Source organism: Streptomyces xantholiticus (assembly GCF_014651015.1).
Classification (GTDB): domain Bacteria; phylum Actinomycetota; class Actinomycetes; order Streptomycetales; family Streptomycetaceae; genus Streptomyces; species Streptomyces xantholiticus.
This window is the reverse complement of sequence record NZ_BMWB01000027.1, coordinates 27,717-41,184: the sequence shown is the minus strand read 5'-3', so window position 1 is coordinate 41,184 and position 13,468 is coordinate 27,717. Positions and strand designations below refer to the sequence as shown.

Below are 13,468 nucleotides of genomic sequence, written 5' to 3'. Positions count from 1 at the left end.
CCAGAACAACGATCCCATCACCGGACGGTCACATGATCCGCCGGACGGCCCTAGGCCCGCGGCCGCCCCATCGCCCGGTACGTCCAGCCCGCCCCCCGCCATGCCCCCGAGTCGAGCGCATTGCGCCCGTCGAGGATGATCGGCGAGGCCACGGCCTCCTTCAGCTCCGCCGGATCCAGCTGGCGGAACTCACGCCACTCCGTCAGATGCAGCACCACGTCCGCGCCCCGCACCGCCTCCAGGGCGGTGTCCGCATAGCCGAGCGTCGGGAACAGCCGGCGCGCGTTCTCCATGCCCTTGGGGTCGTAGACCGTGACCTGGCCGCCCTGGAGGTGGATCTGTCCGGCGACGTTCAGCGCCGGTGAGTCCCGGACGTCGTCCGAGTCCGGCTTGAACGTCGCGCCCAGCACCGCGACCCGCTTCCCCAGGAACGACGTGCCGCCCACGGCCTCCCGCGCCAGCTCCACCATGTGTCCGCGGCGCCGCATGTTGATCGAGTCGACCTCGCGCAGGAAGGTCAGCGCCTGGTCCGCCCCCAGCTCACCGGCGCGTGCCATGAACGCGCGGATGTCCTTGGGCAGGCAGCCGCCACCGAAGCCGACACCGGCCCGGAGGAATTTCGCGCCGATCCGCTCGTCGTGGCCGATCGCCTCCGCAAGCTTCACCACATCGCCGCCGGCGGCCTCGCACACCTCGGCCATCGCGTTGATGAAGGAGATCTTCGTGGCCAGGAACGAGTTCGCCGCGGTCTTCACCAGTTCCGCCGTCGGGAAGTCGGTCACCACGAACGGCGCGCCTTCTCCGACCGGCGTCGTGTACACCTCACGCAGCAGCTTCTCCGCGCGCTCGCTCCGCACCCCCACCACGATCCGGTCCGGGTGCAGCGTGTCGTCGACGGCGAAGCCCTCGCGCAGGAACTCCGGGTTCCAGGCCAGCTCGACGTCCGGCCCCGCCGGGGCCTTCTCCTCGAGCAGCCGGGCGAGCCGCTCCGCGGAGCCGACCGGCACGGTCGACTTGCCGACGACGAGCGCCGGGCGCTTGAGGTGCGGCGCCAGCGATGCGAAGGCGGCGTCGACATGGCTCATGTCGCACGCGTACTCGCCGTGCTTCTGCGGCGTGTTCACACAGACGAAGTGGATGTCGCCGAAATCGGCCGCCTCCTCGTAGGAGGTGGTGAAGCGCAACCGGCCGCTGGAGCCCTCGATCCCGGCGACGTGCAGCCGCAGCAGTTCCTCGAGACCGGGCTCGTACATGGGGACCTTGCCCGCCGCGAGCATCTCGATCTTCTCGGGCACCACGTCGAGCCCCAGGACCTCGAAGCCCAGCTCCGCCATGGCCGCGGCGTGTGTGGCGCCGAGGTATCCGGTGCCGATCACGGTGATCTTGAGGGCCATGCGGTGCTCCAGTACTGACGCGGGAGAGGTGCGCGCCCGAGCATATCCGGGGCCGTCGTGAGGGAAGGTTCGGTCCATGGCGGGGCGGCTGTCGCCAAGCTCACGTATGCCTGGCGCGAAGCGGGCGTCTAAAATTGAAATACTTAACGGTAGTTAACATCTTGGGGAGTGAGAGACGTTGGCGGGAACCGCTGATTTCGACCTGTACCGCCTGGCCGAGGAGCACGACATGCTCCGCGAGACCGTCCGCTCTCTCGCCGAGGCGAAGATCGCGCCGTTCGCCGCCGCGGTGGACGAGGAGGCCCGCTTCCCGCAGGAGGCGCTCGACGCCCTGATCTCTTCCGACCTGCACGCCGTGCACGTCCCGGAGACGTACGGCGGTGCCGGCGCCGACGCGCTCGCCGCGGTCATCGTGATCGAGGAGGTGGCCCGCGTCTGCGCGTCGTCCTCCCTGATTCCGGCCGTGAACAAGCTCGGCTCGCTCCCGGTCCTTCTCTCCGGCTCGGAGGAGCTGAAGAGGAAGTACATGGGGCCGCTCGCCAAGGGCGACGCGATGTTCTCGTACTGCCTCTCCGAGCCCGACGCGGGCTCCGACGCGGCCGGCATGAAGACGAAGGCCGTCCGTGACGGCGACTTCTACGTCCTCAACGGCGTGAAGCGCTGGATCACCAATGCCGGCGTCTCCGAGTACTACACGGTCATGGCCGTCACCGACCCTTCGATGCGCTCCAGGGGCATCAGCGCCTTCGTCGTCGAGAAGTCGGACGAGGGCGTCTCCTTCGGCGCCCCGGAGAAGAAGCTCGGCATCAAGGGTTCCCCGACCCGCGAGGTCTACCTCGACAACGTCCGTATCCCCGCCGACCGCATGATCGGCGCGGAGGGCACCGGCTTCGCCACCGCGATGAAGACGCTGGACCACACCCGCATCACCATCGCCGCCCAGGCCCTCGGCATCGCCCAGGGCGCCCTCGACTACGCCAAGGGCTACGTCCACGAGCGCAGGCAGTTCGGCAAGCCGATCGCCGACTTCCAGGGCATCCAGTTCATGCTCGCGGACATGGCCATGAAGATCGAGGCCGCCCGCCAGCTCACCTACGCGGCCGCGGCGAAGTCGGAGCGCGGCGACGCCGACCTCACCTTCCAGGGCGCGGCCGCCAAGTGCTTCGCCTCGGACGTGGCGATGGAGGTCACGACGGACGCGGTCCAGCTCCTGGGCGGCTACGGCTACACCCGCGATTACCCGGTGGAGCGCATGATGCGCGACGCCAAGATCACGCAGATTTATGAAGGCACGAATCAGGTCCAGCGGATAGTCATGGCAAGGAACCTTCCCTAGCAGGGTTTTTGCAGGTCAGGAGCGTTTTGAGGGGCCGGAGGGCCGCTCTCGGGCTTCCTGCCCGTTGCGGCCTGATCAAGGCCGTTTCTGGGTGTCATGCTGGGGAATCCTGGGGAGCCAGCGCCCCGGAAATGCCCGCTGACCAGCACAAACAACACAGCCCCTGGCATTTCGCCGGGGGCTGTTGTCGTACGTGGATCAGGCGACCTCTGACGCCTCCGTGGGCTCGTCCGCGCCGGGCGTCAGCATGGTTGCGATGGCTGCCCGGCCGCGCTGCTCTGCCCCTTCGAAGATGTCGTGGTAGTGCTCCCTGAGCACGTCCGTGCTGCTATGACCCATCCAGTCGGCAACGTCGTTCTCGGGGACTCCGGCGTAGAGGAGCCGGGACCCGTAGTAGTGCCGGAGCGAGTGCGCCTTGCAGTAGGACACCCGCCCTTGTCCGGCAATGCATCGGGACCAAGGTCGTCCGTCTGGACGCCTACCGCCCTGCACCTGAGCAGGCACCTGCCCCCGAGCCAGTGAAGCGGCCGGAACCAGTCACCCATGCCAACCCCTTCCGCGCACTGCTCTAACCAACCAAAGGAACAGCCCCGGCCACTGGCCGGGGCTTCTTTGTTGCTTCGACTACCGGGCAGGGCACGCCAGTTCAGGTTTAGAGCGATTCGGGGAACACGCCGCGACTGCCAGGGACAGATACGAGGGGCGTTCAATGTAGAAGCCGAGCGACACATCAGCCCCCGAGTCCAGCCGCTCAGCAGCGGAGTAGACGCGCATGGTCAGGTGGGTGGTGTCCCGGTCTCGCTCGGAGGCGAACCGGTGCGAGTACTCGGCCAACTGTTCCCCGAGCCATGCCGCTGCTTCCTTTGCCTCTTCCCATGTGCCACGAACCAATGAACGCGGCTTGATGAGTTCAGCGCCTGGAACCTTGGCCGCGTTCCGTGCATCGCCAGCACTCGCACGGCGGCCAAGCGCTTGTGAGTAGGGGCGGAAGACCGTCCGTCGTGGCCACGGCCTGCTCCGGCCCCCAGGTCTGCCCTGAGTCGCGAGAGACCCGCATGGTCATCAGGGGTCGGTCGGCGAAGAGCCTGGAGCCCATTCCCTTGCTCATGACGCGTGCGACGCTGCGTGGTGCTGGCGCATCCGCACATTGGCGTCGGATACGGCGCTGTAGTCGAACGTGGAGCGGGCGTTCTCGCGGGCTACCGATATGGACAGGCACTCGGAGCAACCGGGTTTGGCCGACGGCTCGCAAGGGGTCTCGGACAAGCAGGTCCCCAATGTGTGGGTTCCAGGCTTGGAAGTTCTCTCTTCGCTCTCCATGGCGCCATCTTCGGCGGTCCATGGATGTGGCTCTAGCCTGTTTCCTGTTCCCGCAAAAAGTCGTTGCGGATACCTTCGACCAGACTCCGCATTTCGTCACCGGACACTGCCACCCGTTCGAATCCCTCGAACTTCTCGACGTAGAGGCCTACGTCCCTTGGATCCGTCACGACTACTTCAGCGTGGACGGTCTCAACCGTGACCATTCGGTTGTCGCGGATGACGAACGCATGATTCGCAATGTCGCGCTGCTGAATCCCAAGTGGGATTATGTGAATGTCCACATGGGATAGGCGAGAAATGGAAACAATTCGGTCAAGTTGTTCCGCCATCATCTGCGGCGGGACAATGCGCCACCGTAGGACAGGCTCTGTGATTATGAACCGTAGCGACTTGGTGTTGTCGTAGAGGACCGCTTGACGTTCAAGCCTGCCGTTGATGGTCCGGGTGAGAGAGTCTTCACTCAGCTCGTGCCGTTGGAGAATGGCACGGATGTATTCCGGCGTCTGGAGCAAGCCGGGCACCAGGGCCGGTTGGAACAGCCGGAGCGTGGACATCTGGGCTTCAAGGGCCTTGGCGGCTTGCTGGCCCTTGTGGACTCCGATGCGTTTCAGCAGGCGCCACGCCGTTGCCTCGGTTGCCGATGCCCGCGCAGCCTCGGTGTACTCCGCCTTGACCTCATCCGAGACGCCGATGGCGGTCAGGATGCGCTCTACGTCCGTCGCGCCGGCCGCGAGCTTCGCGTTTTCAATCTTGGACAGCTTGGACGGAGACATGAGGGCGCTGCGGGCCACCGCTTTGGCCTCCTTGCCGGAAGCTACTCGCAGGGCCCGCAGCGCGGCACCGAGCTGTGCTCTGTTCACGCCCCGTACTTGGCCCACCATTCCGTGAACGGCTCCGCGTGGGTGAGTGCCGCGTCACGGTGCCCGGCGAATTCCGCCGCTCGTTCCGATGACAGGACTTCCGGGCCCAGGTACTTTCCGGCGCCGTCGTAGTTCATCACGGCCACGAACTCGGAGTCGAAGAGCCAGAAGTCAGGTACGTTCTGCAGGGGGTTCGGCCTGTCGGTGATGTCCAGAATGAAGAACTCCTCACCCCCGGACATGTTCTTCTGGTACCCCCACCCGAGTTCGAACCTAAGATAGTCCGTGAGCGGGCGGCGCAGAATGTGAACCCGGTAGACCCGTTTCCCTTTTCCGGTGTGTGAGCGGAGTTCTTCGACCCAGCCCGCGTTGTAGTCGTCCGGCTGCGGCTCCCCGGCCAGGAACGCGTGATAGGCATCGACGTTCCCCGACTTGCTGTAGTCGTCGAGGGTTTCGAGCCGGAACGCCTCACGCTGGAACGTGTCGAAGAGGTCGCCGAGGGTCCTAGATGAGGTTGTCACGGATGGCCTTCTGGATCAGTTCCATCGGGATCTCGACCAGGGTTTCGTGAGCGGGAATCCGAAGCCCGTGGTCGGTCGGAGTCTCCCCCTGGACCAAGAGCGTGCCGCGATCCGTTGCGTAGATCGTCGGGCAGTCTTTGATGTCGCACGTGCTGACCAGCTTGGTGACCTTCATGGTCTGGGTTCCCTCTCCCGTGCTGCCAGTACCCCGCTGGGTTGATGCTCCCGAGGCCAGGGCGCGCGGGTCAAGCGATCACGGTTGACGGAACGGGAAACCGCGAAACCCCCCGGAGCCTGCCGCTCCTCCGACTGGTCGGGGAGGCTGCCGCCAGTACCCCGCCGACCTGGGTGGACTCCTGACGATCACGGGGAAATGCTGGGGAGGGCTCTACCAAGAGGGGTGTCCGTGCAGGTCAGCGACGTATGACCGGTGAAGCACGCAGATCTACGAGGGAACGAACCAGGTCCAGCGGATAGTCATGGCGCGGAACCTGCCCTAGCGGGACGGCTTCGCCGTGCGAACACCACGGCCCCCGGCGTCACGCCGGGGGCCGTGGTGTTCGCAGGTGCGTCGACGTCAGCGGGTGACCTTCTCGGCGAGGTACTCCTCCCAGGTCCGCCTGCCCACCGCCCGGTCGGGTGCGGTCAGGGCCCCGGAACGGAACCCCGCGCCGGCCTTCCCCGGGACGAACACCGGCAGGACGAGGCGGCGCTTGCCCGCCGCCCGCAGCCAGGTCCTGGCCAGCCGGTCCACCGTGTGCACCGCCGGCCCGGCCAGGTCCGGCACCTGACCGGCCGGCCCGTCCAGCGCCAATTCGACGAGTCGGTCCGCGACTTCGCGGGGGTCGACGGGCTGGCAGACGGTACGGGTCGGCACGACGAACACGGGCAGCTTGGACAGGACGGTGAAGACGGTGTCCAGCAGCCCGGGGAACTGCGTCGCGCGCAGATTGGTCCAGCCGATTCCCGAGGCCGCCAGCAGGCGCTCCCCTTCCAGCTTGATCCGGTAGTAGGGGTACGGGATCCGGTCCGTCCCGACGATGGAGACGTTGACGACGTGCTCGACCCCGGCCCGCTTCGCGGACTCCAGCAGATGGTGGAAGGCCGGGATGTCGCGCTTGAAGTGCCGGATGTCGGTCGCGCAGTGAATGATCGTACGGACCCCGGCGAACGCCTCGTCCAGTCCCACTCCCTTCGCCAGGTCACCGGTGTACCAGGCCACTCCCGCGTCGTCCGGGAGCACCGCCCTGCGGCTGAGCGCCCGCACCGGCCGCCCCGTGCGGCGTACCCGTTCCAGCACCTCGCGGCCGAGTGTGCCCGTCGCACCGGTCACCATGATCGCGTCGTTCTTCATCGGTCAGCCCTTCTTGTGTCGCTGTCACTGATGAGGAACCGACGACTCAGCCGTTCTGTGACGGCTCCCGCAGCTGACTGGCCAGGAAGGCGAGCTTGTCCGGGTTTCGGACGATCCGGATCCCGATGATGCCCGCCTCGCCGGCCTCCAAGGCGCTCAACGAGGTCAGGGCGCCGTCCTCTCGGCCGAGCACCACCGCGCTGCCGTTCGCCTCGACGATCTCCATCCGCACCCCGGCCGCGAACCGGGCGACCAGGCCTGCCAGGAACCGGGCCACCTTCTCGCGGCCGACGACCGGCCGCCGCGCCGCAGAGACCTTGCCGCCGCCGTCCGACCAGGCGACCACGTCGTCGGCGAGCAGCGCCTCCAACTGCGTCATCGACCCCTGCGCCGCCGCGTCCAGGAACCGGGTCAGCAGCCCGCTGCTCGACTCCCGGGGCGACACGAGTTTCTCCCGGCCGCCCGTCAGGTGCTGCTTCGCCCTGCGGTACAGCTGCCGCGCGTTCGCCTCCGAGCAGCCGATCACACCGGCGATGTCCCGGTGGCTGTAGCGGAAGGCGTCCCGCAGCACCACCGTCGCGCGCTCCGGCGGCGTCAAACGCTCCATCAGTACCAGCATCGCCAGCGACACCGCCTCGCGCTGCTCCGCCGTCTCCATCGGCCCCAGCGTCCCGTCATCGGTCCGCACCGGCTCCGGCAGCCAGGGCCCCATGTACTCCACCCGCCGCATCCGCGCCGAGGTCAGCCGGTTCAGGCACAGATTCGTGAGCACCTTCGCCAGCCACGGCCCCGGCGCGCTGACCTGCCCGGGCTCGGCCCCGTGCCACCGCAGGTAGGCGTCCTGCACGGCGTCCTCCGCCTCCGCCGCCGAACCGAGCATCCGGTACGCCAGCGAGAACAGCCTCGGTCGGTGCTCCTCGAACTGCTGTGCCTTGTCCATGAGCGCCTACGCTATGAGATCACCAAAGATCGCGATCGGGCCGTCTCGCCGCGATGGCGGCCGAGCAGGGCCTTCAGGAGGCGACGGCCCGGGGGCCCGCAGCTCGGCCTCACCCCACCGCGTAGGCGGACTTCGGGACGCGCACGCCCGGGAACCGGCCCGGCCGATCCGGCCCCCGTCCCTTGCCGGGTCCGGGATCCGTCACTGCTCGGGCCCGGACAGATGGGCCTTGGCGTCGTCGTACGTCGCCTCGCCGGCCGGCTCGGCCGGGCCGTAGAAGAGGTTGAGGACGCCCGTCTCGAAGGCCTCGGAGGAGAGCAGCTTCAGCGGGACCGATGTCTCGCCCTCGTCGAAGAGCCGCATACCTTTACGGACGGCGATCGGGTGCACCAGCAGGTTCAGCTCGTCCAGCAGACCCGCGGCCAGCAGCTGCCGGACCACGGAGACCGAGCCGCTGATGCCGATCGGGCTGTCGCCGGGTTCGTTCTTCAGCGCGGTGACGGCCCCGATCAGGTCGCCCTTGTGCTGCTCGGAGTTCCGCCAGTTGAACTCGAGCTGCTGGTGGGAGACGACGATCTTCCGGGCGTCGCCGAGGGCCTTGGCGAAGGGGGCGTCCTCGCCGCCGGCGGCCTCGCGCTCAGGCCAGGCGCCGGCGAAGCTGTCGTAGGTCTTACGGCCGAGGATCAAGGTGTCGGCTCCACCGAGAGCGGTGTCGACGGCGGCCCCCATCTGGTCGTTGAAGTAGGGGAAGTGCCACTCGTGCGGCGCCTCCACAACGCCGTCGACCGAGATGAACAGCTGCGCGATGATCTTCCTCATGTCCGCTCTCCACAGAAGTCGTAGGTTCTTGTCCCAGTAGACGATGTGGGCTGCCGGAACTCATCGGTGACGTGGCACCGGAAAGCGGATCTTCCTGCCGGTCGGTCGGTGACCGGAAAGCGGATCTTCCTGCCGGTCGGTCGGTGACCGGGGGTCCCCCACCCGCTCGGAGTGGCCGAAAGACTAGAAAGTTCTTCTAGAAATAGTCTCTACATTCGCCCGGGCCGCCAGGCAGACTCGGGCGCATGACAGCCAACGAGAGACCCACCACCACATCGTCCGCCCGTCTGCGCTTACTCGCCGCGGTGCTGGCAACATGCTGCATCGCTCTCGGCATCATGATGTCCCCGCTCGCGATGCCCGCCGCGCAGGCGGCCGGGAACTGCGACTCCCCGTTGCGGTGCGAGACCATCACATCCGCGAGCAACGGCCGGCACCTCGACGTGCAGAACGGCTCGACCGGGGACGGGGCCTTCATCGTCACCAACTCCGCACCCGGGCACCACCAGTCCTGGAGCCTCAACGTCGACCCGGCGGAGGCCACCTTCACCATCCTGAACGACGCGACGGGAAAGTGCGTCGAGCTCGGCTGGCCCGCCCTGCGTCAGCAGACGTGCCGCGGCCAGGCCGGCCAGAAGTGGTACTTCCAGCCGGTCGCCGGATCGAACTCCGTATTCATGATCCGCAGCGCGAGCGACCACTCGTGCCTCGACCTGGTGGCCAACGCCCAGTACGACGACGCGTGGACCGGGAAGTCCAACTGCCACGGCGGCACCAACCAGCGGTGGACCACCACGTCGCAGGCCGCCTGGAACCTGGCCGTGGACCGCGGCGCCCGGATGTGCCAGAAGGATCCGTCCAGCTGTTCCTGGGTGCTTGGGAGCGAGGCTCCGGCCGCCCCGCTGCCGACGGTCTGTGCCTCCGCGGTCTGGTACAACAACACCGGCTCACCGGTCTCGCAGACGTTCTCGGTGAACGAGACGACCGGCTGGTCGAGCAGCATCACGACGATGCTGTCGTCGACCGCCGGCACCGGCGGGGCCTCGCCCCTGATGGCATCCGTCACCTCGAGCCTGACCTTCAGCAACATCTGGCAGGGCTCGACAACGGTCGGCGACGGCGTCCAGGTGGCCGTACCCTCCGGGCACTACGGCTGGGTGACCTTGTCGGTGCTGGCGAAGAAGGTGACCGGCACCTGGACGTTCGACGCGCACGGCTTCCCGTGGACGGCCGATGACACCGTCACCGTCCCGGTCAAGGACGACCCGAGCGGCGGTGCGACTGTCTACATCGCGAACACGAGCCCGACGTTCGGCTCCTGCGCCTGAGCCTTCCTGCCCGGCGCCGTCTCCTGTCACCGGGTGGCAGGAGACGGCTGTCGGCCGTCACTTGTCGGAGACCGTGACCTTCTCGTCGTTCTGGATCTGCTTGACCAGCTGCTGCACCTTCGCCTTGTCCCAGACGAGGTTGCCGCCGCGGCTGCCGGAGATCGGCATGTTCATCGACGTGCCGTCGCCGCTGCTGACGCCCTTCATCGCGAAGAACATCGACCCCAGGTCCCACAGGGACATGTCCTTGTCGACGACCAGGGTGTCGAGCCCCGCGCCCAGCGTCGGGTACAGCTTGAACGGGTTGAGGACCGTGCCCGGGGTCGCTGCCTGGTTGGCCAGCGTCGAGAGGAACTTCTGCTGGTTCTTCGTCCGGTCCAGGTCACTGCCCGCGAACGCGTAGCGGGTGCGGACGAACGCCAGGGCCTGCTCGCCGTCGAGCGTCTGCTTCCCGGCCTCGAAGTCGGCGCCGGAATTCTTGTCCTTGAAACCCTTCTCGATGTCCATCTCGACACCGCCGAGCGCGTCCACGATGTTCGCGAAGCCGGCGAAGCCGATCTCCGCGTAGTGGTCGATGCGCAGACCGGTGTTGTGCTCGACCGTGCGCACGAGCAGCTCCGGGCCGTCCTCCGCGTAGGCCGCGTTGAGCTTGACCCGGCGACCTGTGCCCGGGAACGTCTTGCCGGACTCCGAGCCGACGAACGTCGGTATCTCGACGTCCGAGTCACGGGGGAGCGACACCATCGTGTTCCCGCTGCCGCACGCGGCGAGGATCATCATGGAGTCGGTGCGCTTGCCCTCGGCGGAGCCGGTGCGCAGCCGCTTCTTGTCATCGGCCGACAGGCCCTCACGGCTGTCCGAGCCGACGATCAGGTACGTCGTGCAGTCACCCTCGGCGGGCCGCTCGATGACCTTGGAGAGGTCCACCTCGCGCCGCACCTTGGAGTCGGCCCAGAAGTACGTTCCGATGGCCGTGCCGAGGACGGCCACGAGCACGACGATCGAACCGACCTTGATCCTTCGGCGCCAGTCGGGCGCCGGGCCGGGCTGCCGGTACGGGGCGCCCTGCGGGGGGATGCCGCCGCCACCGCGGCCCGCGCCGCTGTAGACCTGGCCCGTGTTGTAGCCGCTGTCGTACCCCGGCTCCGCGTAGTCCTGGTCGTAACCGCGCTGCTGAGGGGGGACGCTGCCGCGCTGTGGTGCGGCCGGTCGCTGGACGTGGCGCATGACGCGCGCGCCCTCCGGCTGAGCACCGGCGCTGCCATGCCCGTAGCCGCGTGCATTGCCGTCGCCGCGGTCGGCGGTCCATCCCTCGGGCCAGTCATTCATGCCGAACAGTGTGCAGGGCGGGGCGGTCGCCCAGACAGGGTGGGTGAGGAATCGCACCAGGGCTGTAGCGAAGCTGATGCATTTCCGGCCAGGCATATGGTGGACGGCATGACAGTTCAGGCCCTGCGCCCGGAGGATGAAATTCCGGGCAAGCCCACTTCGGCGTCCCGTACCACCCTGAGCCACATCATGACCGGAAGTGACACGAATCTCCTCGGCACCGTGCACGGCGGCGTGATCATGAAGCTGGTGGACGACGCCGCCGGAGCGGTTGCGGGTCGGCACTCGGGCGGGCCCGCGGTCACGGCCTCGATGGACGAGATGGTTTTCCTCGAGCCGGTCAGGGTGGGCGACCTGGTCCATGTGAAGGCACAGGTCAACTGGACGGGCCGGTCCTCGATGGAGGTCGGCGTACGGGTCATGGCCGAGCGCTGGAACGAATCGACGCCCGCCCAGCAGGTCGGTAGCGCCTATCTCGTCTTCGCCGCAGTGGACGCGGACGGCAAGCCCCGGCCCGTACCTCCCGTGCTTCCGGAGACGGAGCGGGATCAGCGGCGCTACCAGGAGGCACAGATCCGGCGCACACACCGGCTGGCCAGGCGCCGGGCGATCCGGGAGCTGCGCGAGAAGCGCGCCGCCGAGGGCATGGAGGACTGACCCCGCCCCTCAGTCACGGGCAGACGACCTGGTCGCCCGTCACCGCGCCGAACTTCCCGCGGTGCGTCTCCTCGGCCCGTACGGCTGTGACGCCTTCGTAGTCGTCACCGGCCATCACCTTCAGCGTGGCGCCCTGGCCCTCCACGGGGCGCAGCTCCGCGCCGGGCAGTGCGGCCTGGAGGGACTTCGCCGAGCGGTCCCAGCGTGGGTCGTACGTCACATACGTGTGCTTCACCTGGCCGCTGCCGCCGTTCCGCGGGGCGCGTGTCGTGTCGAAGCCGATGTCGTGCAGTGCCTTGTCGACCTTGTCCCCGAGGCCTTTGACGTGTGTCCCGTTGTAGACCTGCACCCGGATCTGTTTCGGATCGACGGCGACGACCGTGGTCTTCGGATGCTCCGGGCGGTGCGGTGCGAGCGGCTTGTCCTCGCGCAGCAACTGGAAGAGCTTCGTCGCCTTGGCGTCGTCCCACTTCACGGTGGAGCCGATGCCCTTGACGTGGAAGCCGACGTCGCGGACGGGCACGGAGGTGAACTCGGAGGAGGCCGGTGAGAAGCCCCGCATGGCCCTGCCGAGAGCGAGGATCTCCCGGGTGCCGAAGTTCCTGTCGGCCCGGACCGACTTCAGCATGGTCGAGGTGGCCGTGCGGAACTTCACCGGGTTCAGCAGGACGCCGCTGCTGGTCGCCCGGTCGACGAGAGCCGCCAGGAAGCGCTGTTGGCGTTGCATCCGCCCCAGGTCGGCAGCGCCGTCGATATGGCGTGAGCGCACGTACTGCAGCGCCTGCCCGCCGTCGAGCTTGTGGGTGCCGACCGGCAGGTCGAGGCCGGTGTGCGAGTCCTTCATGGGACGCGCGGTGCAGACCTCCACACCTCCCACCACGTCCACCGTCTCCATGAAGCTGCTGAAGTCGACCTCCAGATAGTGGTCGACCTTCACCTGGGTCATGTTCTCCACCGTCCGCACGGTCAGGGCGGGACCGCCCTCGGCATAGGCGGCGTTCAGCTTCACCGGGTGCGGCTTGTGGCGCTTGCCCGTGGTGGTGTCGACGTGCTCGGGCATCTCCGCGTAACTGTCCCGGGGCAGGCTGACGACGCTGGCACGCTCCCGGTCCTTGGAGACGTGCACCAGCATGATCGTGTCGGTGCAGTTGCAGGGCGCACCGCCGAGCCGGTACTTCTTCCGCTGCGCCGGGGTGATCTTGTCCCGGCCGTCGGTGCCGACCACGAGGAGGTTCATGCCGCGGCCGGACTCCGGGCGGTTCTTCATGTCGCGGAACGGGTCGACCCGGCTGATCCCGGTGTCGAGTCCGGTGACCACGGCATGCCCGATGCCGCCCACCCCCAGCACCAGCACCGACACGGTCGTCACGATCCGCGTGCCCCAGCGCGGCCGCGCCGGCCGCCTGCTGCCGCCCGTCTGCCGTGCCGTCTGCCGTGCCGTCTGCCGTGCGTCCGGCCGCCCGGTACCGCCGCGCTGCGGGGCCGGGCGGGGGCGGGGGCGCGGGCGGGGCGGTGTGGGCAAGAGGGCACCTCCGCGGACGACAGGGGATGCCCCGCACTGTAGGCCCGCACGATCCGCGGCTGTGGCCGCCGCGCCTGGCTGTCCC

At 68.0% G+C, this 13,468-nt stretch carries 13 protein-coding genes and 1 pseudogene; 3 read left to right on the top strand and 11 right to left on the bottom strand.

Annotated features, from left to right (window positions below):
- Positions 1 to 50: 50 nt before the first annotated feature.
- Positions 51 to 1,394 carry a UDP-glucose dehydrogenase family protein gene (locus IE198_RS29420; protein ID WP_189892055.1) on the bottom strand — a complete coding sequence of 448 codons (1,344 nt, stop codon included), beginning with the start codon at positions 1,392 to 1,394 and terminating at the stop codon, positions 51 to 53.
- A gap of 178 nt (positions 1,395 to 1,572) precedes the next feature.
- Between IE198_RS29420 and IE198_RS29415 the strand changes: the two genes are divergently transcribed.
- Positions 1,573 to 2,730, top strand: coding sequence for an acyl-CoA dehydrogenase family protein (locus IE198_RS29415; RefSeq protein ID WP_189892053.1), 1,158 nt, complete (start codon positions 1,573 to 1,575; stop codon positions 2,728 to 2,730).
- A 198-nt stretch (positions 2,731 to 2,928) separates the two neighbouring features.
- Here the strand turns inward: IE198_RS29415 and IE198_RS29410 are convergent, their stop codons facing one another.
- The 8 genes and pseudogenes from IE198_RS29410 to IE198_RS29380 form a co-directional block, all read right to left on the bottom strand.
- Entirely contained in the window at positions 2,929 to 3,222 is a 294-nt protein-coding gene (locus tag IE198_RS29410) for a tyrosine-type recombinase/integrase (RefSeq protein WP_268246510.1), read from the bottom strand.
- A 132-nt stretch (positions 3,223 to 3,354) separates the two neighbouring features.
- Positions 3,355 to 3,639: pseudogene (locus IE198_RS35690) on the bottom strand (hypothetical protein); the annotation flags it as partial.
- 443 nt (positions 3,640 to 4,082) lie between these two features.
- Positions 4,083 to 4,913, bottom strand: a complete 831-nt coding sequence (locus tag IE198_RS29405) for a helix-turn-helix domain-containing protein (RefSeq protein WP_229834453.1) — start codon at positions 4,911 to 4,913, stop codon at positions 4,083 to 4,085.
- Entirely contained in the window at positions 4,910 to 5,434 is a 525-nt protein-coding gene (locus IE198_RS29400) for a DUF6879 family protein (RefSeq protein ID WP_189892048.1), read from the bottom strand. The genes IE198_RS29405 and IE198_RS29400 overlap by 4 nt, the downstream gene beginning before the upstream one ends.
- The gene (locus IE198_RS29395) at positions 5,418 to 5,609 is read right to left on the bottom strand and encodes a hypothetical protein (RefSeq protein WP_189861201.1); all 192 of its coding nucleotides are present in this window, start codon (positions 5,607 to 5,609) and stop codon (positions 5,418 to 5,420) included. Before IE198_RS29395 ends, IE198_RS29400 begins: the two co-directional genes overlap by 17 nt.
- Positions 5,610 to 6,011: 402 nt before the next feature.
- Positions 6,012 to 6,788 carry an SDR family oxidoreductase gene (locus IE198_RS29390; RefSeq protein WP_189892046.1) on the bottom strand — a complete coding sequence of 259 codons (777 nt, stop codon included), beginning with the start codon at positions 6,786 to 6,788 and terminating at the stop codon, positions 6,012 to 6,014.
- 46 nt (positions 6,789 to 6,834) lie between these two features.
- On the bottom strand, positions 6,835 to 7,728 hold the full coding sequence (locus IE198_RS29385; protein ID WP_189892044.1) for an RNA polymerase sigma-70 factor: 894 nt from the start codon (positions 7,726 to 7,728) through the stop codon (positions 6,835 to 6,837).
- Between the two features lie 201 nt (positions 7,729 to 7,929).
- Positions 7,930 to 8,547, bottom strand: coding sequence for a dihydrofolate reductase family protein (locus IE198_RS29380; protein WP_189892042.1), 618 nt, complete (start codon positions 8,545 to 8,547; stop codon positions 7,930 to 7,932).
- Between the two features lie 245 nt (positions 8,548 to 8,792).
- Between IE198_RS29380 and IE198_RS29375 the strand changes: the two genes are divergently transcribed.
- Positions 8,793 to 9,875 carry an RICIN domain-containing protein gene (locus IE198_RS29375; protein ID WP_189892039.1) on the top strand — a complete coding sequence of 361 codons (1,083 nt, stop codon included), beginning with the start codon at positions 8,793 to 8,795 and terminating at the stop codon, positions 9,873 to 9,875.
- A 57-nt stretch (positions 9,876 to 9,932) separates the two neighbouring features.
- Here IE198_RS29375 and IE198_RS29370 read toward each other — a convergent pair whose 3' ends face one another.
- Positions 9,933 to 11,204: an LCP family protein gene (locus IE198_RS29370; protein WP_189892037.1), complete on the bottom strand. Its 1,272-nt coding sequence runs from the start codon at positions 11,202 to 11,204 to the stop codon at positions 9,933 to 9,935.
- 108 nt (positions 11,205 to 11,312) lie between these two features.
- Between IE198_RS29370 and IE198_RS29365 the strand changes: the two genes are divergently transcribed.
- Positions 11,313 to 11,861 (top strand): acyl-CoA thioesterase, encoded by a 549-nt coding sequence (locus IE198_RS29365; protein WP_189892035.1) that lies wholly within the window; start codon positions 11,313 to 11,315, stop codon positions 11,859 to 11,861.
- Between the two features lie 13 nt (positions 11,862 to 11,874).
- On the opposite strand, the gene IE198_RS29360 is transcribed toward IE198_RS29365, so the two are convergent.
- Positions 11,875 to 13,383 (bottom strand): LCP family protein, encoded by a 1,509-nt coding sequence (locus IE198_RS29360; RefSeq protein WP_444545430.1) that lies wholly within the window; start codon positions 13,381 to 13,383, stop codon positions 11,875 to 11,877.
- Between the last annotated feature and the right edge of the window lie 85 nt (positions 13,384 to 13,468).